19 protein-coding genes are annotated in these 23,528 nt (G+C 56.3%); 2 read left to right on the top strand and 17 right to left on the bottom strand.

Features of this window, described 5'->3' with window-relative positions; translation table 11 throughout:
- Positions 1-63: 63 nt before the first annotated feature.
- The 17 genes from accA to rpsB all read right to left on the bottom strand — a co-directional run bounded on the left by accA (position 64) and on the right by rpsB (position 19,674).
- On the bottom strand, positions 64-1,023 hold the full coding sequence (gene accA / locus OHJ17_RS20610) for an acetyl-CoA carboxylase carboxyl transferase subunit alpha (RefSeq protein ID WP_004145855.1): 960 nt from the start codon (positions 1,021-1,023) through the stop codon (positions 64-66).
- Positions 1,024-1,035: 12 nt separating this feature from the next.
- A complete protein-coding gene (gene dnaE / locus OHJ17_RS20615) occupies positions 1,036-4,518 on the bottom strand; it encodes a DNA polymerase III subunit alpha (protein ID WP_004177353.1) in 3,483 nt (1,160 codons plus the stop codon).
- A gap of 17 nt (positions 4,519-4,535) precedes the next feature.
- Positions 4,536-5,135: a ribonuclease HII gene (gene rnhB, locus OHJ17_RS20620; protein ID WP_002889376.1), complete on the bottom strand. Its 600-nt coding sequence runs from the start codon at positions 5,133-5,135 to the stop codon at positions 4,536-4,538.
- Positions 5,132-6,283 carry a lipid-A-disaccharide synthase gene (lpxB, locus tag OHJ17_RS20625; protein ID WP_002889374.1) on the bottom strand — a complete coding sequence of 384 codons (1,152 nt, stop codon included), beginning with the start codon at positions 6,281-6,283 and terminating at the stop codon, positions 5,132-5,134. The genes rnhB and lpxB overlap by 4 nt, the downstream gene beginning before the upstream one ends.
- Positions 6,283-7,071, bottom strand: coding sequence for an acyl-ACP--UDP-N-acetylglucosamine O-acyltransferase (gene lpxA / locus OHJ17_RS20630; RefSeq protein ID WP_004178647.1), 789 nt, complete (start codon positions 7,069-7,071; stop codon positions 6,283-6,285). The genes lpxB and lpxA overlap by 1 nt, the downstream gene beginning before the upstream one ends.
- A 3-nt stretch (positions 7,072-7,074) precedes the next feature.
- On the bottom strand, positions 7,075-7,530 hold the full coding sequence (gene fabZ / locus OHJ17_RS20635; RefSeq protein ID WP_004145858.1) for a 3-hydroxyacyl-ACP dehydratase FabZ: 456 nt from the start codon (positions 7,528-7,530) through the stop codon (positions 7,075-7,077).
- Positions 7,531-7,635: 105 nt separating this feature from the next.
- A complete protein-coding gene (lpxD, locus tag OHJ17_RS20640; RefSeq protein ID WP_002889327.1) occupies positions 7,636-8,661 on the bottom strand; it encodes a UDP-3-O-(3-hydroxymyristoyl)glucosamine N-acyltransferase in 1,026 nt (341 codons plus the stop codon).
- A gap of 3 nt (positions 8,662-8,664) precedes the next feature.
- Positions 8,665-9,150 carry a molecular chaperone Skp gene (skp, locus tag OHJ17_RS20645; protein WP_004178645.1) on the bottom strand — a complete coding sequence of 162 codons (486 nt, stop codon included), beginning with the start codon at positions 9,148-9,150 and terminating at the stop codon, positions 8,665-8,667.
- 121 nt (positions 9,151-9,271) lie between these two features.
- Positions 9,272-11,701 (bottom strand): outer membrane protein assembly factor BamA, encoded by a 2,430-nt coding sequence (gene bamA / locus OHJ17_RS20650; protein WP_004145860.1) that lies wholly within the window; start codon positions 11,699-11,701, stop codon positions 9,272-9,274.
- Between the two features lie 31 nt (positions 11,702-11,732).
- Entirely contained in the window at positions 11,733-13,085 is a 1,353-nt protein-coding gene (gene rseP, locus OHJ17_RS20655; RefSeq protein ID WP_032433851.1) for a sigma E protease regulator RseP, read from the bottom strand.
- 11 nt (positions 13,086-13,096) lie between these two features.
- Complete coding sequence (gene cdsA / locus OHJ17_RS20660; protein WP_002889318.1) at positions 13,097-13,954, bottom strand: phosphatidate cytidylyltransferase; 858 nt, start codon at positions 13,952-13,954, stop codon at positions 13,097-13,099.
- A gap of 12 nt (positions 13,955-13,966) precedes the next feature.
- Complete coding sequence (gene ispU, locus OHJ17_RS20665; RefSeq protein WP_002889316.1) at positions 13,967-14,725, bottom strand: (2E,6E)-farnesyl-diphosphate-specific ditrans,polycis-undecaprenyl-diphosphate synthase; 759 nt, start codon at positions 14,723-14,725, stop codon at positions 13,967-13,969.
- A 237-nt stretch (positions 14,726-14,962) separates the two neighbouring features.
- A complete protein-coding gene (gene ispC / locus OHJ17_RS20670) occupies positions 14,963-16,165 on the bottom strand; it encodes a 1-deoxy-D-xylulose-5-phosphate reductoisomerase (RefSeq protein WP_004178642.1) in 1,203 nt (400 codons plus the stop codon).
- A 228-nt stretch (positions 16,166-16,393) separates the two neighbouring features.
- On the bottom strand, positions 16,394-16,951 hold the full coding sequence (gene frr, locus OHJ17_RS20675) for a ribosome recycling factor (RefSeq protein WP_002889308.1): 558 nt from the start codon (positions 16,949-16,951) through the stop codon (positions 16,394-16,396).
- A 150-nt stretch (positions 16,952-17,101) separates the two neighbouring features.
- Positions 17,102-17,827: a UMP kinase gene (pyrH, locus tag OHJ17_RS20680; protein WP_002889306.1), complete on the bottom strand. Its 726-nt coding sequence runs from the start codon at positions 17,825-17,827 to the stop codon at positions 17,102-17,104.
- Positions 17,828-17,977: 150 nt separating this feature from the next.
- A complete protein-coding gene (tsf, locus tag OHJ17_RS20685) occupies positions 17,978-18,829 on the bottom strand; it encodes a translation elongation factor Ts (protein WP_004151930.1) in 852 nt (283 codons plus the stop codon).
- Positions 18,830-18,948: 119 nt separating this feature from the next.
- Entirely contained in the window at positions 18,949-19,674 is a 726-nt protein-coding gene (rpsB, locus tag OHJ17_RS20690; protein WP_002889299.1) for a 30S ribosomal protein S2, read from the bottom strand.
- Between the two features lie 322 nt (positions 19,675-19,996).
- Here rpsB and map point away from each other — a divergent pair, with 322 nt between their 5' ends.
- Both map and glnD read left to right on the top strand, forming a co-directional pair.
- A complete protein-coding gene (gene map / locus OHJ17_RS20695; RefSeq protein WP_002889297.1) occupies positions 19,997-20,791 on the top strand; it encodes a type I methionyl aminopeptidase in 795 nt (264 codons plus the stop codon).
- A gap of 57 nt (positions 20,792-20,848) precedes the next feature.
- Positions 20,849-23,512 (top strand): bifunctional uridylyltransferase/uridylyl-removing protein GlnD, encoded by a 2,664-nt coding sequence (gene glnD / locus OHJ17_RS20700; RefSeq protein ID WP_004151931.1) that lies wholly within the window; start codon positions 20,849-20,851, stop codon positions 23,510-23,512.
- The last annotated feature ends 16 nt before the right edge of the window (positions 23,513-23,528 follow it).

Consider the following 23,528-nt stretch of genomic DNA (forward strand, 5'->3'; position numbering starts at 1 on the left):
GCGCATCGCACATAAAAAAGGGCCGGAAAATCCGGCCCTTAGTGTTTAGTCCTGACGAAAAAGTTAAGCGTAACCGTAGCTCATCAGACGCTGATAGCGGCGGTTCAGCAGCTCTTCTTCGCTGAGCAGATCGAGGTCTGCCAGGTCTGCCAGCAGCTGCGCCTTCAGGCTTGCCGCCATCGCTTCCGGGTTGCGGTGAGCGCCGCCCAGCGGTTCCGGAACGATAGAATCGATCAGCTTCAGCTCTTTCAGACGCGGGGCGATAATGCCCATCGCTTCCGCAGCCAGCGGCGCTTTATCCGCGCTCTTCCACAGAATGGAGGCGCAGCCTTCCGGCGAAATGACCGAATAGGTGCTGTACTGGAGCATGTTGACCTTGTCGCCCACGCCGATCGCCAGCGCGCCGCCGGAGCCGCCTTCACCGATTACGGTGCAGATAACCGGCACGCTCAGACGCGACATCTCACGCAGGTTGCGGGCGATCGCTTCCGACTGGCCACGCTCTTCCGCGCCGACGCCCGGGTAGGCGCCCGGGGTGTCGATAAAGGTGATGATCGGCATTTTAAACCGCTCAGCCATCTCCATCAGGCGTAGCGCTTTGCGGTAGCCTTCCGGCGCCGGCATCCCAAAGTTGCGGCGAATTTTCTCTTTGGTTTCACGACCTTTCTGGTGGCCGATGATCATCACCGGACGACCGTCAAGACGCGCGATACCGCCGACAATCGCTTTATCGTCAGCGAAGGCGCGGTCACCGGCCAGTTCGTCAAATTCGTCGAACGCCAGGCGGACATAATCCAGGGTGTAAGGACGGCGCGGGTGGCGCGCCAGTTGCGCAACCTGCCATGCACCGAGATCGGCGAAGATTTTGCGCGTCAGCTCTACGCTTTTCTCACGCAGACGATGCACTTCTTCGTCGATGTTAATATCCAGTTTCTCATCCTGACGGCTTACCGCAGTCAGGGAATCGATTTTCGCTTCCAGCTCTGCAATCGGCTGTTCAAAATCTAGGAAATTCAGACTCATAGTATTCCTGTATTAGTCAAACTCCAGTTCCACCTGCTCCGAGCCGATAAGGCCCCGCAGATCGTTAAGTAAACGATCGCTCGGAGAGACGCGCCATGTTGCGCCGAAACGCAACCGCGCGCGTGCATCCGCCCTCTGATAGTAGAGGTGCACTGGAATGGTTCCCGAACGGTGGGGTTCCAGAGACTGACGGAGTCGGTTTAAAAGCTGGTCATCAATTTGCCTGTCCGTCAGCGAGATAGCAAGCCCGCGAGCATATTTTTCCCGGGCTTCGTCAATGTCCATGACTTCACGGGCGGTCATTTTAAGCCCCCCGCTAAAGTCATCAAAGCTGACCTGTCCGCTGACGATAAGTATGCGGTCTTTTTCCAGCAACTGCTGATATTTATCCAGCGCGTCGGTGAATAACATCACTTCCAGCCGCCCGGAACGGTCATCCAGGGTACAGATGCCGATACGATTGCCGCGCTTGGTGACCATTACCCGCGCCGCAATCACCAGCCCCGCCGCCGTGGTGACTTTCCCACGTTCGGTCGGATGCATGTCTTTGAGCCTCACGCCGCCGACGTAGCGCTCAATCTCCTTCAGATACTGGTTAATCGGGTGTCCGGTGAGGTATAGCCCCAGGGTCTCCCTTTCACCATCCAGCACCACCTGCTCAGGCCATGGCTGGCAGCTGGCGTAGGATTGCTCAATTTGCTCGGGCTCTTCCGCCAGCACGCCGAACATATCAGCCTGGCCGATGGCCTCGGCTTTCGCGTGCTGGTCAGCGGCTTTCAACGCATCGCCCAGCGAATTCATCAGCGCCGCGCGATGTGGGCCGAGACGATCGAACGCCCCGGACATAATCAGCTTTTCCAGCACCCGACGGTTGAGCTTTTTAATATCGGTTCGCGCGCAGAGATCGAACAGCTCGCGGAAATAGCCGCCATTGTTGCGCGCCTCAATAATCGCTTCGATCGGTCCTTCGCCGACGCCCTTGATGGCGCCAATGCCGTAGACGATCTCGCCATCGTCGTTGACGTGGAAATGGTACAGGCCGGAGTTAATATCCGGGGGCAGGATTTTTAGCCCCATTCGCCAGCACTCATCCACCAGGCCAACCACCTTCTCGGTGTTGTCCATATCGGCGGTCATCACTGCCGCCATAAACTCGGCCGGGTAGTGCGCCTTAAGCCACAGCGTCTGGTAGGAGACCAACGCGTAGGCGGCGGAGTGCGATTTGTTAAATCCGTAACCGGCGAATTTCTCCACCAGGTCGAAGATTTTCATCGCCAGTTCGCCGTCTATGCCGTTTTTCTTCGCCCCATCCTCAAAGATAGAACGCTGCTTGGCCATCTCCTCCGGCTTTTTCTTACCCATCGCACGACGCAGCATGTCCGCGCCGCCGAGGGTATATCCGGACAGCACCTGGGCAATCTGCATGACCTGTTCCTGATACAGGATGATGCCGTAGGTTGGCTCCAGCACCGGTTTCAGGCTTTCATGCTGCCACTGCACGTCCGGATAAGAGATCTCCTCGCGGCCATGCTTACGGTCGATAAAGTTATCTACCATCCCCGACTGCAGCGGGCCCGGGCGAAACAGAGCCACCAGCGCGATCATATCTTCGAAGCAGTCCGGCTGCAGGCGTTTAATCAGATCTTTCATGCCGCGTGATTCAAGCTGGAAGACCGCGGTGGTTTCCGAGCGCTGCAGCATGTCGAAGCTTTTCTTGTCATCCAGCGGGATGGCGGCGATATCCAGCGGCCCTTCGCCGTTCTTCTCACGGCGCTTGTTGATCATCTCCAGCGCCCAGTTAATGATAGTGAGCGTACGCAGACCGAGGAAGTCGAATTTCACCAGCCCGGCGTATTCCACGTCGTTCTTATCAAACTGGGTAACCGGATGCAGCCCCTGCTCATCGCAATACAGTGGCGCGAAATCGGTGATTTTGGTTGGAGCGATAACTACCCCACCGGCATGTTTACCGGCGTTTCGCGTCACCCCTTCCAGCTTACGCGCCATGTCGATCAGCGCTTTCACTTCTTCGTCCGCCTCGTAGATCTCCGGCAGCTGCGGCTCGGCCTCAAAGGCTTTCGCCAGCGTCATGCCCGGATCGGGCGGCACCAGCTTGGAGATACGATCGACAAATCCGTACGGGTGACCCAGCACGCGACCGACATCGCGGATGACCGCTTTCGCCGCCATGGTACCGAAGGTGATGATCTGCGATACCGCGTCGCGGCCGTACATATCCGCCACGTGCTCGATAACCTGGTCGCGTTTCTCCATGCAGAAGTCGACGTCGAAGTCGGGCATCGAGACACGTTCCGGGTTAAGGAAACGTTCGAACAGCAGGTCGAACTCCAGCGGGTCAAGATCGGTTATCTTCAGCGCGTAGGCCACCAGCGAACCGGCGCCGGAACCGCGTCCCGGGCCAACCGGCACGCCGTTATCCTTCGACCACTGGATAAACTCCATCACAATCAGGAAGTAGCCCGGGAACCCCATCTGGTTGATAACCTGGAGCTCAATATCCAGACGCTGGTCATACTCCGGGCGCTTTTCAGCACGGACGGCAGGATCCGGGAAGAGGAATTCCAGCCGCTCTTCCAGACCCTCTTTCGATTTCATGACCAGGAAATCTTCCGTGGTCATATCGCCGGTCGGGAACTGCGGCAGGAAATATTCGCCAAGCCGCACGGTGACGTTGCAGCGCTTGGCAATTTCAACGCTGTTCGCCAGCGCTTCCGGAATATCGGCGAACAGCTCGCACATCTCTTCCTCGCTGCGCATATATTGCTGCGGCGAGTAGTTGCGCGGCCGTTTCGGGTCGTCGAGCGTAAAGCCGTCGTGGATCGCGACGCGGATTTCATGGGCGTCGAAATCGCTGGTGTCGAGAAAGCGGACATCGTTGGTCGCCACCACCGGCAGGCCGCGCGCTTCCGCCAGCGCCACGGCGGCGTGGAGATAGGCCTCTTCATCCTGTCGACCGGTACGGATCAGCTCCAGAAAATAGCGGTCCGGGAAATGCTCTTCGTAGAAGGCGACGCACTGTTCAACCAGCGGCATATTGCCGCGGATCAGGCTGACGCCGACGTCACCTTTCCGGCCGCCGGAGAGCAGAATCAGCCCTTCCTGATGTTCCACCAGCCAGTCGCGATCGATCCACGGCCCCAGGGCGCCGTAGCCGCGCTGATAGGCACGGGAAATCAACAGGGTCAGGTTCTGGTAGCCGGTGTTGTTCGCCGCCAGCACGGTCAGCTCGGTAAATTCGTCGCCGAGCAGGTCGCACTGCACGTGAAAGTCGGCGCCGACGATCGGCTTAATCCCCGCGCCGTGTCCCGTCCCGTAGAACTTCACCAGTCCGCAGAGGTTGGTGAAATCGGTGATCGCCAGCGCTGGCATGCCAAGCGAGGCCGCCTTCTTCACCAGCGGCCCGGTCTTTGCCAGCCCATCGATCATGGAATAGTCGCTGTGCACCCGCAGGTGTACGAAACGTGGTTCAGCCATCTTTAGATCCCGGTGACTTAGTTGGACGCCAGGCCCAGGGCACGCTTCACCGGGCCAAAACTGCGCCGGTGATGCTCTGTTGCGCCGTGTTCCTGCAGCTTCTGCAGGTGAACAGCGGTGGGATAGCCTTTATGCTGGGCAAATCCGTAGTGGGGAAATGCGAGGTCCAGCGTGGCCATTTCGGCGTCACGAGTGACTTTTGCCAGAATAGACGCTGCGCTGATTTCTGCCACCCGGCTGTCGCCTTTCACCACCGCCTGGGAGGGCATCGGTAGCGACGGACAGCGGTTGCCATCGATCAGGACAAACTCAGGAACAATGCTCAGGCCGGCGACGGCGCGCTGCATCGCCAGCATAGTGGCATGCAGAATATTCAGCTCGTCGATTTCGTGCGGCTCGGCGCGCCCCAGGCTCCAGCACAGCGCTTTCTCTTTAATCTCATCGAACAGCGCCAGACGACGCTTCTCGCTGAGTTTTTTGGAATCATTCAGACCCACAATCGGCTTCGCCGGATCGAGGATCACCGCCGCGGTCACCACCGCGCCAACCAGGGGGCCACGCCCGACCTCATCGACGCCGGCAACCAGATGGGTATGCGGATAGACGAACTCCATCATTGTTTTGCTAACTCCAGTACGGCGTCCGCCGCCTGCTCATCGGCGTTGCAGCGGATCTGCTGATGCAGGGCGCGGAACGTCTCATGCATCTCATGGCTGGTTTTGCCATCGGCCAGCAGCGGCTGCAGAGCGGCTGCCAGCGCCTGGGGCTCGCACTCATCCTGCAGCAGCTCTTTAACCAGTTCGCGACCGGCCAGCAGGTTCGGTAACGAGACGTAGTCGGTTTTTACCAACCGCTTCGCCAGCCAGAAGGTGAACGGCTTCATCCGGTAGCCAACCACCATCGGGCATTTCGCCAGCATACACTCCAGCGCTGCCGTCCCGGAGGCCAGCAGCGCGGCGTCGCTGGCGATCATTGCATCGCGCGCCTGACCGTCCAGCATATGCACGATCATATCCGGCGCCGTCTCAGCTTTAATACGCTCAAACTGCTCCCGCCGTTTAGCATTAACCAGCGGCACCACCACCTGCAGATCGGGATAGGTGGCGCGCAGAAGCTGCGCGGTTTTCAGGAAGTCGGCGCTAAGCATTTCGACTTCCGCGCCGCGGCTGCCGGGTAGCAGAGCGAGGCAGCGCACGCTGTGCGGGATCCCTAACCGGTCGCGCGCAGCGCCTTTGTCAGGATCCAGCGGCATCGCATCCGCCATGGTATGGCCAATAAAGCGGCAGGGGACGTTAAATTTGTCATAAAACGCTTTTTCGAAAGGCAGAAAGGCTAGCACCAGATCGGTGGATCTGCCGATTTTGAAAACGCGTTTTTGTCGCCAGGCCCAGACCGACGGGCTGACGTAGTGAATGGTTTTGATGCCCTGCTTTTTCAGATTTCCTTCGAGGGTGATATTAAAGTCAGGGGCGTCGATGCCGACGAAGACATCGGGACGCAGCTCGCCGAAGCGGCGGGTCAAATCGGCGCGAATATGGAGTAAGCGACGCAGGCGACCGAGCACTTCAACAATGCCCATCACCGCCAGCTCTTCCATTTCATACCAGGCTTCGCACCCTTCCGCCTGCATTAGCGGCCCCGCCACGCCGACAAAGCGCGCATTCGGGATGCGTGCTTTAAGCGCGCGGATGAGACCAGCGCCTAGAATATCGCCGGAGGTTTCTCCGGCGACCAGGGCAATCGTCAGGGGACGCTGTTCAGCCATTAACGAATCAAGCCGCGGGTAGAACGAGCGAAGAAATCGACAAACGGCTGAACCTCAGGATGCTGAGCAGCCAGTTCGGCGATTTCCGGCTTGGCTTCTTCCAGCGTTTTGCCGCTGCGGTACAGCAGTTTATACGCGTTGCGGATCGCGGTGATTGCTTCCCGGCTGAAGCCGCGGCGTTTCAGCCCTTCGATGTTAACGCCGAACGGCGTCGCATGGTTGCCCTGGGCAATTACGAACGGCGGAACGTCCTGCGCCACGCCGGAGCAGCCGCCAACCATAACGTGTGAGCCAATGACGCAGAACTGATGCACCGCCGTCATGCCGCCGATAATGACATAATCATCCAGCGAAACATGGCCCGCGAGCGTCGCGTTATTGGCCAGAATGCAGCGATCGCCAAGCGTACAATCGTGCGCCACGTGGGCGTTGATCATCAGCAGGTTATCGTTGCCCACCTTTGTTAATCCACCGCCCTGTACTGTGCCGCGATGAATGGTGACGCTTTCGCGAATGCGGTTGCGATCGCCAATTTCCACCCGGGTCGGTTCGCCAGCATATTTCAGATCCTGGTTAACTTCGCCGATGGAAGCGAACTGATAGATCTCATTGTCACGGCCGATTTTGGTGTGGCCGTTAACGACAACGTGAGACTTCAGCACGGTGCCTTCGCCGATTTCGACGTTAGCGCCAACAATACAAAACGGACCAATGTGGACGTTAGCGCCAATCACGGCGCCTTCTTCTACAATGGCGGTAGGATGAACAAAAGCGGTTTTATCAATCACGTATCAGGCCTCCCGGCTACGCGCACACATCATCGTCGCTTCGCAAACCACTTTACCGTCAACCAGCGCAACGCCTTTGAAACGAGTCAGGCCGCGGCGGGTTTTCTCGAAAGTGACTTCCATAATCATCTGATCGCCTGGTACTACCGGGCGTTTGAAGCGTGCTTCATCGATACCCGCGAAGTAGTACAGCTCGCCTGGTTCCAGTTTTCCGACGCTTTTGAACGCCAGAATCCCGGTGGCTTGCGCCATTGCTTCCAGAATCAGGACGCCCGGCAAAATCGGCTTACCAGGGAAGTGCCCCTGGAAAAACGGCTCGTTTACAGAAACATTTTTTACTGCGCGCAGAAAACGACCTTCTTCAAAATCCAGCACGCGGTCTACCAGCAGGAACGGGTAACGGTGAGGCAGAAGTTCCAGAATCTCTTCAATGTGCAGAGTATGAGTGTCAGTAGTCAAAATACTCTTCCTGTCTAAATGTACTAAAAGGCAATAATAACACGGCCTGCGGCAATCTTTTAGCGAATGCAACAGGCCGGAAATGTCATGTGACCAAATGATGAATTAGTCTTGTTGATTAACCTTGCGCTCAATCGCTTTCAGGCGCTTGCTCATCTCGTCAATATTCATCACCAGCGCAGCGGTTTTACGCCACGCCTTGTTCGGCTGCAGCGGAATACCGGAGGAATATACGCCAGGTTCGCTGATAGGACGCATCACCATCCCCATCCCCGTGACGGTGACCTTATCGCAGATTTCCATATGGCCGTTAATCACGCTGGCGCCGCCAATCATGCAGTAGCGGCCAATTTTCAGGCTGCCCGCCATGATAACGCCGCCAGCGACCGCGGTATTGTCGCCAATCACCACGTTATGCGCAATCTGGCACTGGTTATCAATGATAACCCCGTTGCCAATCACGGTATCGTCCAGCGCACCACGGTCAATCGTGGTGCAGGCGCCAATCTCCACGCGATCGCCAATAATGACGCGACCCAGCTGCGGGATCTTTACCCAGTTACCGCGATCGTTAGCGTAGCCGAAGCCATCCGCGCCAATCACCGTGCTGGACTGAATCAGGCAATTCTCGCCGATCTCAATCTCATGGTAAACGGTCACATTAGCCCACAAACGCGAGCCGGCGCCTATTTTCGTATTTTTCCCAACGAAGCAGCCTGCGCCGATAACTACGTTATCGCCCAGCACTACGCCGGATTCGATAACCGCGTTGGCGCCGATGGCAACGTTGCTACCCAGCTTCGCCGACGGATCGATGACCGCGCTCGGCGCGATATCCTGAGCCGGCTGCGGCGTGGTATCAAGAATTTGAGCCATGCGCGCGTAGGTCAGGTAGGGGTTACGCACTACCAGCGCGGCGCTATGGGCAAAAGGTAAATCATCCTGCGTCATCACAACGGCAGAAGCCTGGCAAGCGGCCAGGTGCTCACGGTACTTAGGGTTGACCATGAAAGTGATTTGGCCCGTTTTCGCGCTCTGCATGGACGCAACGCCGGTGATGACGATATCGCCATCACCGTGTAATTCTGCATCCAACTGCTGCGCGAGATCAGCCAGTCGAATTGAAGGCATTACTTATTTAACCTGTTTCAGCACATCAGCGGTGATGTCTTTTACATCGCTGCTGTTATATGCAACGGCATTCGCGTCAACCACCAGATCGATGCTCTGATCTTTCGCTACGCTCTGTACGGCAGTCTGGATACGGGTAACCAGTTTGCCACGCTCTTCGTTGGAACGACGTGCGCGATCCTGTTCAAACGCCTGCGCTTTCTGGGAGAAGGTCTGGCGCTGAGCCATCACGTCTTTTTCCAGTTTGGTACGTTCGGCGCCCGGCTTCATGGACTGCAGACGCTGCATTTTGGATTGCAGGTCGCCTTCCATACGCTGCAGTTCGCTAGCGCGGCCTTTGAACTCGTTTTCCAGCGTGTTGGAAACGCCAGTTTTCTGGGCAACCTGTTGGAACAGGCTGTTCATGTTCACCAGGGCAATTTTATCTGCCGCCTGAGCGGAAGTTACCATTGCCAAACCCAGACCTGCAGCTAATAACCACTTTTTCACAATAAACTCCTTACCATCCCATGAGTACCCAGGGGTACCGTTATTTGCGTGGCGAGGCGATAAACGCGTTATCGCCTACAGTCAGCGCTATACTGCACTTGCATTCCGTTGCCGCCAACAATTACCAAGTTTTACCAATGTTAAACTGGAACTGTTCGGCTTTGTCTCCATCGTACTTTTTGAACGGTTGGGCGTAGGAGAAGACCAACGGCCCCAACGGCGACATCCACTGCACGGCAATACCCGCAGACATACGGATGTTGCTCGGATCGCTGTAATCCGGATAACCAGCGTACGCGCTCGAATCCCAGTGAGTATCCCATACGGTACCCATATCCCAGAAGACGGAAGTACGGACCGAGTTCGCATATTTGTCACTAATAAACGGCGTCGGGGTAATCAGCTCAAGGCTGGCCACCGCCATCGCGTTACCGCCCACCGCATCATCGGATTTACACGGTGCGGATTCGGTGCTCTTACATTCATTATCGTAACTATCGTCATCATCATGACGACTGCTTGCCGGGAAGTACACCGCCTTCGGACCAATGGTGTTCGACTGGAAGCCACGCACGGTGCTGGAACCACCGGCATAGAAGTTCTCATAGAACGGCATCTCTTTGCCGCCGATACCATCGCCATAACCAAAGCGCGTACGACCCAGTACTACCCACTGATGATCGTTGTCGATCGGCACGTAGGTCGCGGTATCCAGCGTCGCTTTGTAGTACTCGTTGTCTGAGCCCGGAATGGTCACCTTACCGTTCAGGTTGACGCGCGAACCTTCCGTTGGGAAGAAGCCGCGGTCAAGCTTGTTATAGGTCCAACCGTAGTTGAAGGTGAAGTCATTCGCACTGAACGAGTTCCGGTCGTTGGTGTTGTCCGGATACTGGCCCATCGAGTTAAGGTAACGCCACATTGCCACCTGCGGCTGCATATTGGACAGGGAGTTATGCACATAACCGACGCCGGCGCGCAGCGTGTTGTATTCATTGACCGGGAAGCCCAGCGTAATGTCTGTACCATAGCTTTTGTTGGTATAGTCAGACAGATCCGCATCGTTCGCATCAAAGTCATTATAGAAGACACGACCGCCGAGGCTTACACCGTCTACGGTGAAGTACGGGTTGGTCACCGACAGCTCGGTATAGGTCTGGTAGTCGTTTTTGGTACCGTTGATCCCGACAGCATAACCAGTACCTAACCAGTTATCCTGCTGAACGCCCGCCTGGAAGCTGACGCCGCTCTCGGTGCCGTAGCCGATACCGAAGTTGAAGCTACCGGTGTTACGCTCTTTCACCTTGTAGACAACGTCGACCTGGTCCGGGCTGCCCGGCACGCGCTGGGTATCAGTGTCCACCGTTTCAAAGAAACCTAAACGGTTGAGACGGTCTTTACCCTGATCGACGAGGTCGCTCCCCAGCCATGCGCCTTCCATCTGGCGCATTTCGCGGCGCAGTACGGCATCTTTAGAGGTGTCGTTGCCTTCGAAGCGAATTTTACGCACGTAATAACGGTTTCCTGCGTCGACGTTAACGTGCAGCTTAACGGTTTTATCGCTGTCGTTGATCTCCGGCTGCGACTGCACGCGCGGATAGGCGTAACCATAACGACCCAACAATTTCTTGATGTCGTTTTCCATCTTGGTCACTTTCGCGCCGTTGTACAGTTCGCCTGGCTCAACTTTAGTCAGCGCTTCGATTTCCGCGGAATGGCCAGCGAGGTTGCCCGTCACCTGCACTCCGGAAAACTTGTACTGATCGCCTTCGGTGATGTTGACGGTGATGTAGATCCCTTTCTTATCCGGCGTCAGGCTGACCTGGGTAGAATCGATGTTGAAACGGGCATAGCCGCGATCCAGGTAGTAGCTGCGCAGGGTTTCAAGGTCGCCCGCTAGCTTCTGCTTCTGGTATTTACGGTCGCCGACCACGTTCCACCACGGCACCTCATCGCGCAGCTGGAAGTGGGAGATCAGCTCATCGGTCGAAAACGCATGGTTGCCGACGATGTTGATCTGTTGAATTTTTGCGGAGACGCCTTCCTGGAAGACCAGCTTCAAATCGACACGGTTACGCGGCAGCGGCGTAACGACTGCTTTGACGCTGGCGCTGTATTTACCGACGCTGTAGTAGAAGTCTTCAAGACCCTTCTCGATATCCGCGATGGTCGTGCGGTCAAGCGACTCGCCCACCCGAACGCCTGAGGCCTCAAGGTTCTGCTTGAGCATGTCATCTTTCACCGACTTGTTGCCGGAGAAGGTGATGCTGGCGATCGTCGGACGCTCTTTCACCTGCACCAGCAGGGTATCACCATCGCGCAGGACGCGGACGTCCTCGAAGTTGCCAGTGGCAAACAGCGCGCGAATAGTGTTACTGATATCATCGTCGGTCACCGTATCGCCAGGACGCACTGGCATACTGAGGAGGGCCGCACCAACAGCGACACGCTGCAAGCCTTCGAAATGAATGTCCTTCACCACGAACCCTTCAGCACCGTATACAGTCGCGCTGCTAAACAGCAGCGACGCTATGAGCAACTTTTTCATCGCCATCGTTATTATGCGTTCTTCCTAACAAACTCTCTTATAACCGAGAGAAATCATTGAAAAGTGCAAGCCCCATTAACAGCACCAGCAGTATTGAGCCAATGCGATAACTAAAGTCTTGAACTCGCTCGGATACCGGCCCGCCCTTCAGCTTTTCAATCGCTAAAAACAGCAGATGTCCCCCATCCAGTACGGGTAGAGGGAACAGGTTGATGATTCCGAGGTTCACGCTAATCAGCGCCAGGAACATCAGATAATAAATCAACCCAAACTCCGCTGACATTCCAGCCCCCTGAGCGATAGAGATCGGCCCACTGAGGTTGTTCAGTTTGACATCACCGGTTATCAATTTACCCAGCATCCTGACCGTCAGCGACATCAGCTGCCAGGTTTTATCCGTGGCTTCAGCGATGGCGGCAAACGGTCCGTACTGACGTACTGTCTTGTATTCTTCAGGCAGCGGGATGACCTTTGGCACCACCCCTGCGAACCCTTCCGCCTTACCTTTCACCGTTTTCGCATCCGGCGTCAGGGTTAACGGCAGCGCACTTCCCTGCCGTTCAATCTCCAGCGCCAGCGTTTTGCCCGGATTATCGCGCACCAGATTAACAAACGTCATCCACTGCGTTAACGGTTGACCATCGACTTTAACGATCCGGTCGCCCGCTTGCAAACCCGCTTTCTGGGCTGCCGATCCCGCCTGAACCTCAGCCAGCACCGTATCAATCTGCGCGCTGCGCGGCTGGATCCCCAGCGAGGTCACGGGATCTTGCTTGTCTGGCTCAAACGACCAGTGCCGCAGATCGACGATTTTATCCTGGCGCTGATTGGTCCCGAAAGGGGCGACGGTAACTATTGTTTGCGGGTTGCCGATTTTGGCCACCAGCTGCAGACGCACCGCATCCCAATCAGGCGTTTCGATACCATCTATCGCTTTAAGTTCCGTTCCTTTTGCAATTTGTGCTTGCGCGGCAACCGAATTGGGCGTTATTTCACCCACCACCGGCCGCACGCCGGGAACGCCGATGATAAAGACCAGCCAGTAAGCAAAGATAGCGAAAATGAAGTTAGCGATGGGGCCGGCGGCAATCACCGCCGCACGCTGACCGACGGTTTTATTGTTGAAGGCATAATGACGCATCTCCGGCGCCACCGCTTCAACACGCTCATCCAGCATCTTGACGTAGCCGCCCAGTGGGATCAGGGCGATGACGAACTCTGTGCCCTGCTTATCCATCCGCCGCCACAGCGCTTTGCCGAAGCCGATAGAAAAACGCTCAACCCGGATACCGCAGCGGCGCGCCACCCAAAAATGGCCAAACTCATGCACCGTAATCAGTACGCCAAGCGCAATGATAAAAGCCGCCAGATTCCAGAGCACGCTCAGCATATAACCTTCCGTCAAATCGTCCTGAAGACCAACAGTAGCAGACAGGCGAAGACCGGTACCGCCGCCGTCAGGCTGTCGATACGATCGAGAATACCACCATGTCCGGGAATCAAGTGCCCGCTATCCTTAATGCCGGCCTCGCGCTTAAACATACTTTCCGTCAGGTCGCCCAGCACCGAAGCCAGGGCCGCCACCACCGAACAGACCAGCAGCACCGTCGGCGTGACGTCAAGATGGGCCCACACGCCGTAGGCCCAGGAAATCACTGCCGCGGTCAGCAAACCGCCAAAAAAGCCCTGCCAGGTTTTACCCGGTGAGACCTTCGGCGCCAGCTTGTGCTTGCCAAACATTTTACCAAACATATAGGCGCCAGAGTCCGCGCCCCACACCAGGATCATGACGTACAGCAGCCACAGCGCGCCGCTGTAGTGGTTATCGGCATAGTGCCAGGCGCGCAGCGCCAGCATGCCCCAGAAAAACGGGACGATGGTCAGGATGCCGAAGATGAGGCGCAGCACCTTTGAGTGGCGCCAGAATGCCGCCGACGCCGGGTATGAGAGCACCAGCAGTAACGCGACGATCCACCAGGCAAAAGAGGCCCATAGCGACCCTTCAACCATCGGTTGATGAACGTCATAATGGTATTCAGGCAGCAGAAAAAGCATCGCCGCCAGCAGAAGGCCGCACAGCACCGCCAGCCAAACCCGCTGCGACGTCGAGGTAAAACCGCTCAGTTGTCCCCACTCCCAGGCGGCGAGCATACAGACCACCAGGGTGACGATAGCAAAGCCCATCGGCGGCAATAAAAACAATGCCGCAATGACGATGGGGATTAAGACGAAAGCAGATATCAGGCGATACTTCAGCAAAAGTGACCCCCATCAGGCATGACTGCCACCCGGCTCAGTGCCGCCGAAACGACGCTCTCGATTAACAAAGGCATGGAGTGCACCTTCAAAGTCCTGTTCAGCAAAATCGGGCCAAAGAACATCCGTAAAGTAAAGTTCGGCATAGGCAATTTGCCAAATCAGAAAGTTACTTATTCGGTGCTCTCCCCCGGTCCTAATAACTAAATCAACGGGAGCCAGTTCATGCATGCAGACCTGCTGACTCAGCATGTCTTCCGTGATCTGCTCAGGCAGCAGCGTCCCGTCCTGTACCTGTTTCGCCAGCAAACGAACGCCCTGGGTAATATCCCAGCGACCGCCGTAATTGGCTGCAATATTCAGCGTTAAGCCGGTATTGTTTGCGGTTAGCGCTTCCGCTTTGCGGATCCGCTCCTGCAGGCGCGCATTGAAGCGCGTGGTGTCGCCAATAATCCGCAGACGCACATTGTGTCGGTGCAGGCTTTTGACTTCGCTATCCAGCGCCCAGACGAACAGTTCCATCAGCGCACTGACTTCCTGAGCCGGACGGTTCCAGTTTTCGCTGCTGAACGCGTATAACGTTAACGCCTCAATCCCATTATTCGCCGCGAAGGAGACCGCGCGACGCACGGATTTCGCCCCGGCCTTATGCCCGAAAGCGCGAATTTTACCTTGCCGTTTCGCCCAACGGCCGTTGCCATCCATAATAATGGCGACATGACGGCAGCCATGGGTGGGCGATATTTCGCTGACAGTTTGATTAGCAGACAACATCACGCGTTTTAAGTCCATAATAAGGATTAACTAGCCACCAAACAGAGGCCACCGGGCCGCGCTGGATACGCATTTTTATCCGGTGCCGGGGCTGCAGCCAATCGCAGAGAACAACCAAAAGCTTTACGCAAAAAAGCCGTGTTTTGTCACGGCCACCGTAATCTTTAACAACAAAATGCAACGATCGGGTGGCGCAGACTATATCACCGAAGCCTTGCGCCCACAAATATCACCGCGTTACGCCTGCGCAACCAACCGCTGCAGCTGCTGGTGAGCGATTGCGCGCGCCTCGGCGTCGATAACCAGAACATCATCAATGCTTTGCGGCTCCTGCAGGTCCATCTTATCCAGCACCGCCAGGTTAACCGCCGCAATATCGGTAAAGCGGATATCGCCATGCAGAAACGCGGCAACCGACTCTTCATTAGCCGCATTCAGCGTCGTGGTCGCGGCCTGGCCGACGTCAAACGCGTCCATCGCCAGCTTCAGGCACGGATATCGCGTATAGTCCGGCGCGGAGAAGCTCAGATTGCTCAACTGACAGAAGTCCAGCGGTTTAACGCCGGAATTCAGTCGCTGCGGCCAGCCCATGGTATGGGCGATCGGCGTACGCATATCCGGCTCCCCAAGCTGGGCCAGCACGCTGCCATCCTGATAGCGAACCATCGAGTGGATCACCGACTGCGGATGGATCAGCACTTCCATCTGCTGGGCCGAGGCGTTAAACAGCCAGCGCGCTTCAATATATTCCAGGCCTTTGTTCATCATCGTGGCCGAATCGACGGAGATCTTGCGCCCCATCGACCAGTTGGGATGACGGCAGGCCTGATCCGGGGTCATCGCCGCCAGTTCAGCCACGGCCGTCTCGCGGAAAGGTCCACCGGAGCCGGTCAGCAGGATAGACGAGACGCCGTTCCGGGCAAGATCAGCGTATCCCAGATGCTGCTGAATTGTCTCCGGCATACTCTGAAAAATAGCGTTATGCTCGCTATCGACCGGTAGCAATCGCGCCCCCGACTGTTGCACCGCCTCCATGAATAAGCGACCGCAGGTCACCAGCGATTCTTTATTCGCTAACAATACCGTTTTCCCGGCGCGGATCGCCGCCAGCGTCGGCACCAGTCCCGCCGCGCCGACGATTGCCGCCATGACCTGATCGACCTCATCCAGCGCCGCGACCTCGGCCGCCGCCTGCTGGCCGCTCAGCACCTCGGTGCGACAGCCATGCTCATGCAGACGGGTGCGCAACCGCTCAGCGCTTTGCGCATCGTCCATCACCGCGTAACGGGGGGTAAATTCCAGGCATTGTTCAACCATACGGTCAACGTTTTTCCCCGCGACCAGCGCGGCGACGGAAAAGCGACCAGGGTTATGGCGCACCACGTCCAGCGTGCTACAGCCAATGGAGCCGGTCGAACCGAGAACGGTTAATTGCTTCATGAGACGTCCAGAAGAGTGGAAACAGAATAAAAAGCAAAACGCCGCCAGCAAGCCCCTACGCAGCAACTATCGGGGATGAGACGGCGGCATTAGGCCTTCAACTAAGCGCTAAAGGCTACAAGGCCAGCGGTCGCAACGCAATCCCGAGAATTGAGCGTACAGTCTTCTGTACGGCGTTTCAGATTTTACTCAGGCCAGAGCCTGTCTGGCCTGAGTAAGGGCAGAGCATTAGAACTGCATCAGTTCCGCTTCTTTGTCTGCCAGCGCCGCGTCAACTTTTTTGATGGCGGCGTCAGTCATTTTCTGCACGTCGTCCTGAGAACGGCGATCGTCATCTTCGCTGATCTCTTTTTCTTTCAGCAGCGCTTTGACTTTATCGTTCGCGTCACGGCGAACGTTACGCACGGCAACGCGCGCCTGCTCGGCTTCACCACGCACGATCTTGGTCAGATCTTTACGACGCTCTTCGGTCAGCGGCGGCAGCGGGACACGAATATCGCTGCCGGCAGAGCTTGGGTTCAGACCGAGGTCTGACGCCATGATCGCTTTTTCAACGGCCGCGGACATAGAACGGTCAAAGACGTTGATTTTCAGGGTACGGGAGTCTTCGACGGTGACGCTGGCCAGCTGGCGCAGCGGGGTCGGAGTACCGTAGTATTCAACAACAATCCCGTCCAGCAGGCTCGGAGAAGCACGACCCGTGCGAATTTTGCTGATTTGGTTTTTGAATGCTTCGACGCATTTTTCCATGCGGATTTCAGCATCTTTTCTGATATCGCTAATCACGTTACGAATCCTTGAAAGCTTGTCTCAGTCAGACCAGACGGGGCACCCGTCGGAAAATGAGCTAAGTATAGTCAGATTTAATGAAAATCACCGGGCAATATCCCCGCGAAAGTAAAGCGGAATATTACCCGGATTTGGCGCTGACGGGAATTATTCCGTGATCAATGTGCCTTCTTTTTCGCCCATCACCACGCGACGCAGGGCGCCAGGTTTGTTCATGTTGAAGACGCGAATCGGTAATTTATGGTCACGCGCCAGGGTGAAGGCCGCCAGATCCATGACTTTCAGCTCTTTTTCCAGAACTTCGCTGTAGGTCAGCTGATCGTACATGGTGGCAGAAGGATCTTTTGCCGGGTCAGCGGTGAATACGCCGTCAACCTTGGTGGCTTTCAGCACCACATCGGCTTCAATTTCGATACCGCGCAGGCAGGCTGCGGAATCGGTGGTAAAGAACGGGTTGCCGGTACCAGCGGAGAGGATCACTACGCGGTTGTTGCGCAGCAGGCTGATCGCCTCTGCCCAGCTGTAGTTGTCGCATACGCCGTTCAGCGGGATGGCGGACATCAGACGAGCGTTCACATAGGCGCGGTGGAGCGCATCACGCATTGCGAGGCCGTTCATGACCGTTGCCAGCATGCCCATGTGGTCGCCCACAACGCGGTTCATACCCGCTTTCGCCAGACCAGCACCACGGAACAGGTTACCGCCACCAATTACTACGCCAACCTGAATACCCAGCTCAACCAGCTCTTTGATCTCCTGAGCCATGCGGTCAAGTATGCTTGCATCAATACCGAAGCCTTCTGAGCCCTGCAGCGCTTCGCCACTTAATTTCAGCAGAATACGTTTGTAGACGGGTTTTGCATTGGTAGCCATGTTTCTTTCCTGAGACTGTCAACGAATGAGATGTGATAATTCCGGCGACATTGTATGTCGCATTTCAGCGCGGCCACTATAAGCAGTTGGCTGAATTTACAAAATGGGCGCAAAAAGAAGCCGCCCTCAGGCGGCTCCTTTTTTTAAAAATTAAGACTGCTTGGACATCGCAGCAACTTCTGCTGCAAAGTCAGTCTCAACTTTCTCAATGCCTTCGCCCACTTCAAAGCGGATGAAGCCAGTCACGTCAGCGTTGTGCTCTTTCAGCAGTTGGCCAACAGATTTGCTCGGCTCCATAACGAAAGGCTGACCAGTCAGAGAAACTTCGCCGGTGAATTTCTTCATGCGGCCTTCAACCATTTTCTCTGCGATTTCTTTCGGCTTACCGGACTGCATCGCGATGTCCAGCTGAACCTGGTACTCTTTCTCTACCACTTCAGCAGACACGTCTTCCGGCTTAACGAATTCCGGCTTGCTTGCAGCAACGTGCATTGCCAGCTGCTTAACCAGCTCTTCGTCAGCGCCTTTAGCGGCAACCAGAACGCCGATACGCGCACCGTGCTGGTAGCTGCCCAGAACGTCGCCTTCCAGAACAGCGATACGACGGATGTTGATGTTCTCGCCGATTTTAGCAACCAGCGCAACACGTTCTTCTTCGAACTGCGCTTTCAGAACTTCAACGTCGGAGATTTTACCTGCAACAGCGGCGTCCAGTACTTTGTCGGCAAATGCCTGGAAACCACCATCTTTAGCAACGAAGTCAGTCTGGCAGTTAACTTCCAGAATGTAACCGTAGTTGCCTTCGATTTTGGTTTTGATCACGCCGTCAGCAGCCACGTTGCCTGCTTTCTTCGCCGCTTTGATCGCGCCGGATTTACGCATGTTTTCGATTGCCAGCTCGATGTCGCCATTCGCTTCAGTCAGCGCTTTTTTGCAATCCATCATGCCTGCGCCAGTACGTTCGCGCAGCTCTTTTACCAGGGAAGCGGTAATTTCAGCCATTCTAAAATCCTCGGGAGATGTGGATACTGCCCGGCCAACGGCCAAACAGCGTAAATTGAAAAAAGGGGCCGATAATGGGCCCCTATTCATACACGGTACTAATAAGGGCTTAAACCTTATTATTCAGCTTCTACGAAGCTTTCTTCCGCCTGAGAAGCCAGGTCCTGAGAGCGACCTTCACGAACGGTAGCAGCAACAGCGCCCAGGTACAGGCTTACTGCGCGGATTGCATCGTCGTTACCCGGGATAACGAAGTCTACGCCGTCCGGATCAGAGTTGGTATCAACGATAGCAAATACCGGGATGCCCAGGTTGTTTGCTTCTTTGATAGCGATGTGCTCGTGGTCAGCGTCGATAACGAACAGTGCGTCCGGCAGGCCGCCCATATCTTTGATACCGCCCAGGCTGTTTTCCAGCTTGTCCAGCTCACGAGTGCGCATCAGCGCTTCTTTCTTGGTCAGCTTGTCGAAAGTACCGTCCTGGGACTGAGTTTCCAGGTCTTTCAGACGTTTGATGGACTGACGAACGGTTTTCCAGTTAGTCAGCATACCGCCCAGCCAGCGATGGTTCACGAAGAACTGATCGCAGCTCAGAGCAGCGTCTTTTACCGCTTCGCTTGCAGCGCGCTTAGTACCAACGAAAAGGATTTTACCTTTACGAGCAGCGATCTTGTTCAGTTCAGCCAGAGCTTCGTTGAACATCGGTACGGTTTTCTCAAGGTTGATGATGTGAACTTTGTTACGCGCGCCGAAGATGAAAGGCTTCATTTTCGGGTTCCAGTAACGGGTCTGGTGACCGAAGTGAACACCAGCCTTGAGCATGTCGCGCATGGAAACAGTTGCCATGTTTAAAACCTCTATAGATTAAATTGGGGTTATGCCTCCACGTATCCCATATTACCGACCCCGAAGGGCACCCCGGAATATGTGCCGATACGTGTGTGTTATTACACAAAGTGAGCTATGTCGCTTACGTCCATCCTTGTGTATCTGAGATGGAACGGAAGTCCGGCGCGCTTTATACCACAAAATCCATCCAGACACCAACTCTTGTTGACGTCGCGTGCTGTTAATGATTCTCAGTTTGGCACCAGCCTGCCCGGACTGTTACCATTGACAGGACTTACTCTATTATTGTCGAAAATATCGACACTGCTGGACATACTCCATGGCTATCTCTATTAAGACATCTGAAGACATCGAAAAAATGCGCGTTGCCGGCCGCCTGGCCGCCGAAGTGCTGGAAATGATCGAACCCTACGTCAAACCGGGCGTCAGCACCGGCGAACTGGACCGCATCTGTAACGACTATATCGTTAACGAGCAGAAGGCCATTTCCGCCTGCCTCGGCTATCACGGCTATCCGAAATCCGTCTGCATTTCGGTCAATGAAGTGGTCTGTCACGGTATCCCTGATGACGGCAAGCTGCTGAAAGATGGCGATATCGTGAATATCGACGTGACCGTCATTAAAGATGATTTCCATGGCGATACCTCCAAAATGTTTATCGTCGGCAAACCGACGATTCTCGGCGAGCGCCTGTGCCGCATCACTCAGGAAAGCCTGTACCTGGCGCTGAGAATGGTGAAGCCAGGCATCAACCTGCGCACCATCGGCGCGGCGATCCAGAAATTTGTGGAAGCCGAAGGTTTCTCCGTGGTGCGTGAGTACTGTGGCCACGGCATCGGCCGCGGCTTCCATGAAGAGCCTCAGGTACTGCACTACGATTCGCCGGAGACCAACGTCGTACTCAAACCAGGCATGACCTTCACCATCGAGCCGATGGTCAACGCCGGTAAAAAAGAGATCCGCAGCATGAAAGACGGCTGGACGGTGAAAACCAAAGACCGGAGCTTGTCTGCGCAGTACGAGCATACTATTGTGGTGACAGACAACGGCTGCGAAATTCTGACGCTACGCAAGGATGACACCATCCCGGCGATAATCTCGCACGATGAATGATGAAAAGCCGGCGCCCGCCGGCTTTTTTATTAGATAGTTTTTTCTTATGGTGACGCGATGAGCAACTCATTACCTGACACAGCCTCCCCTCTCCTGCCCGTCCCGCCGGAACACCCGGTGAGTTGGCCCCAGGGCGATCTGAACTGTGCCGCAATCAAGGCGCACATCGATACCTTCCAGCACTGGCTGGGCGAGGCGTTTGACTCCGGCATCGTCGCGGAGCAGCTCATCGCGGCGCGCACCGAATTTATCGACCAGTTGCTGCAGCGATTATGGATCGCCTGCGGTTTTGAATCCGTCAGCGACCTGGCGCTGGTCGCCGTCGGCGGCTATGGCCGTGGCGAACTGCACCCGCTCTCAGACGTCGATCTGCTGATCCTCAGTCGTAAAAAACTGCCGGACGACCAGGCGCAAAAAGTCGGCGAACTGCTCACCCTGCTGTGGGACGTCAAGCTGGAGGTAGGCCACAGCGTACGCACCCTCGAAGAGTGCCTGCTGGAAGGTCTCTCGGATCTGACCGTTGCCACCAACTTAATCGAATCGCGCCTGCTGATCGGCGACGTCGCGCTGTTCCTTGAACTGCAAAAACATATTTTTAGCGACGGCTTCTGGCCATCGGAAAAGTTCTTCGCCGCCAAGGTCGAAGAGCAGAACGTCCGTCATCAGCGCTATCATGGCACCAGCTATAACCTCGAGCCGGACGTGAAAAGCAGCCCCGGCGGCTTGCGCGATATCCATACGCTACAGTGGGTGGCTCGCCGCCATTTCGGCGCCACCTCAATGGATGAGATGGTCGGCTTCGGCTTTCTGACCGAAGCCGAGCGCAATGAACTCAATGAGTGTCTGCATCAGCTGTGGCGCATCCGTTTCGCGCTGCATCTCGAACTCACGCGCTATGACAACCGTCTGCTTTTCGACCGCCAGCTCAGCGTGGCCCGCCGGCTAGGCTATGAAGGCGACGGCAACCAGCCGATTGAGCATATGATGAAGGACTTCTTCCGCGTTACCCGCCGGGTGAGCGAGCTGAATCAGATGCTGCTTCAGCTGTTTGAGGAGGCTATCCTCGCCCTGACCGAGGATGAAAAACCACGCCCGATCGATGATGATTTCCAGCTGCGCGGCACCCTTATCGATCTGCGTGACGACACGCTGTTTATTCGCGAACCGCAGGCCATTCTGCGCATGTTTTATATCATGGTGCGCAACAGCACCATCACCGGCATCTACTCAACGACGTTGCGCCATCTGCGCCACGCCCGCCGTCATCTCACCCAGCCGCTGTGCTATATCCCGGAGGCGCGCACGCTCTTTCTTAGTATGCTGCGCCATCAGGGAGCGGTAAGTCGCGGGCTGCTGCCGATGCATCGCCACAGCGTACTGTGGGCCTATATGCCGCAGTGGTCGCATATCGTCGGCCAGATGCAGTTCGACCTGTTTCACGCCTACACCGTCGATGAACACACCGTCCGGGTGATGCTCAAGCTGGAAAGCTTTGCCAAAGAAGAAACCCGCAGCCGCCACCCGCTGTGCGTGGAGCTGTGGCCGCGCTTAACGCACCCGGAGCTGATCTTAATTGCCGCCCTGTTCCACGACATCGCCAAAGGGCGCGGCGGCGACCACTCGATCCTCGGCGCGCAGGATGTGCTGAAGTTTGCCGAGCTGCACGGGCTGAACTCGCGCGAAACGCAGCTGGTCGCCTGGCTGGTGCGTCACCACCTGCTGATGTCGGTCACCGCCCAGCGGCGCGATATTCAGGATCCGGAGGTGATTAAGCAGTTCGCCGAGGAGGTGCAAACGGAAAATCGTCTGCGCTATCTGGTGTGTCTGACCGTCGCCGATATCTGCGCCACCAACGAAACCTTATGGAACAGCTGGAAGCAGAGCCTGCTGCGTGAACTCTATTTCGCCACCGAGAAGCAGCTGCGTCGCGGCATGCAAAGCACCCCGGACATGCGCGAACGAGTGCGTCACCATCAGCTGCAGGCGCTGGCCCTGCTGCGGATGGACAATATTAATGAAGAGGCACTGCATCAGATCTGGAACCGCTGCCGCGCCAACTATTTCGTGCGACATACGCCGACGCAGCTCGCCTGGCACGCCCGCAACCTGCTGCGCCACGATCTGAATAAACCGATGATCCTGCTGAGCTCGCAGGCCACCCGCGGCGGTACGGAGATTTTTATCTGGAGCCCGGATCGTCCTTACCTGTTCGCCGCGGTGTGTGGCGAACTTGACCGTCGCAACCTCAGCGTCCACGACGCGCAGATCTTCACCACCCGCGACGGTATGGCGATGGATACCTTTATCGTCCTTGAGCCCGACGGCAGCCCCCTTTCCGCCGACCGCCACGAGGCGATCCGCCAGGGGCTGGAGCAGACCATCACTCAGCGCAGCTGGCAGCCTCCGGCCCCGCGTCGTCAGGCGGCAAAGCTACGCCATTTTTCCGTGGACACCGAGGTGAATTTCCTGCCGACCCATACCGACCGAAAATCGTTTCTGGAGCTGATAGCGCTCGACCAGCCCGGGCTGCTCGCCCGCGTCGGGCAGGTGTTCGCCGACCTCGGGATATCGCTTCACGGGGCGCGAATTACGACAATTGGTGAGCGAGTAGAAGATTTATTTATAATCGCCACCGCCGACCGGCGTGCCCTTAATAATGAGCTGCAACAAGAAGTGCAACAACGGTTGACAGCGGCCCTCAATCCAAACGATAAAGGGTGACGTATTTTTTTTAGTG

Origin of the sequence: Klebsiella sp. KP20-425-1 (assembly GCF_025813515.1) — a bacterium.
Lineage (GTDB): Bacteria > Pseudomonadota > Gammaproteobacteria > Enterobacterales > Enterobacteriaceae > Klebsiella > Klebsiella pneumoniae.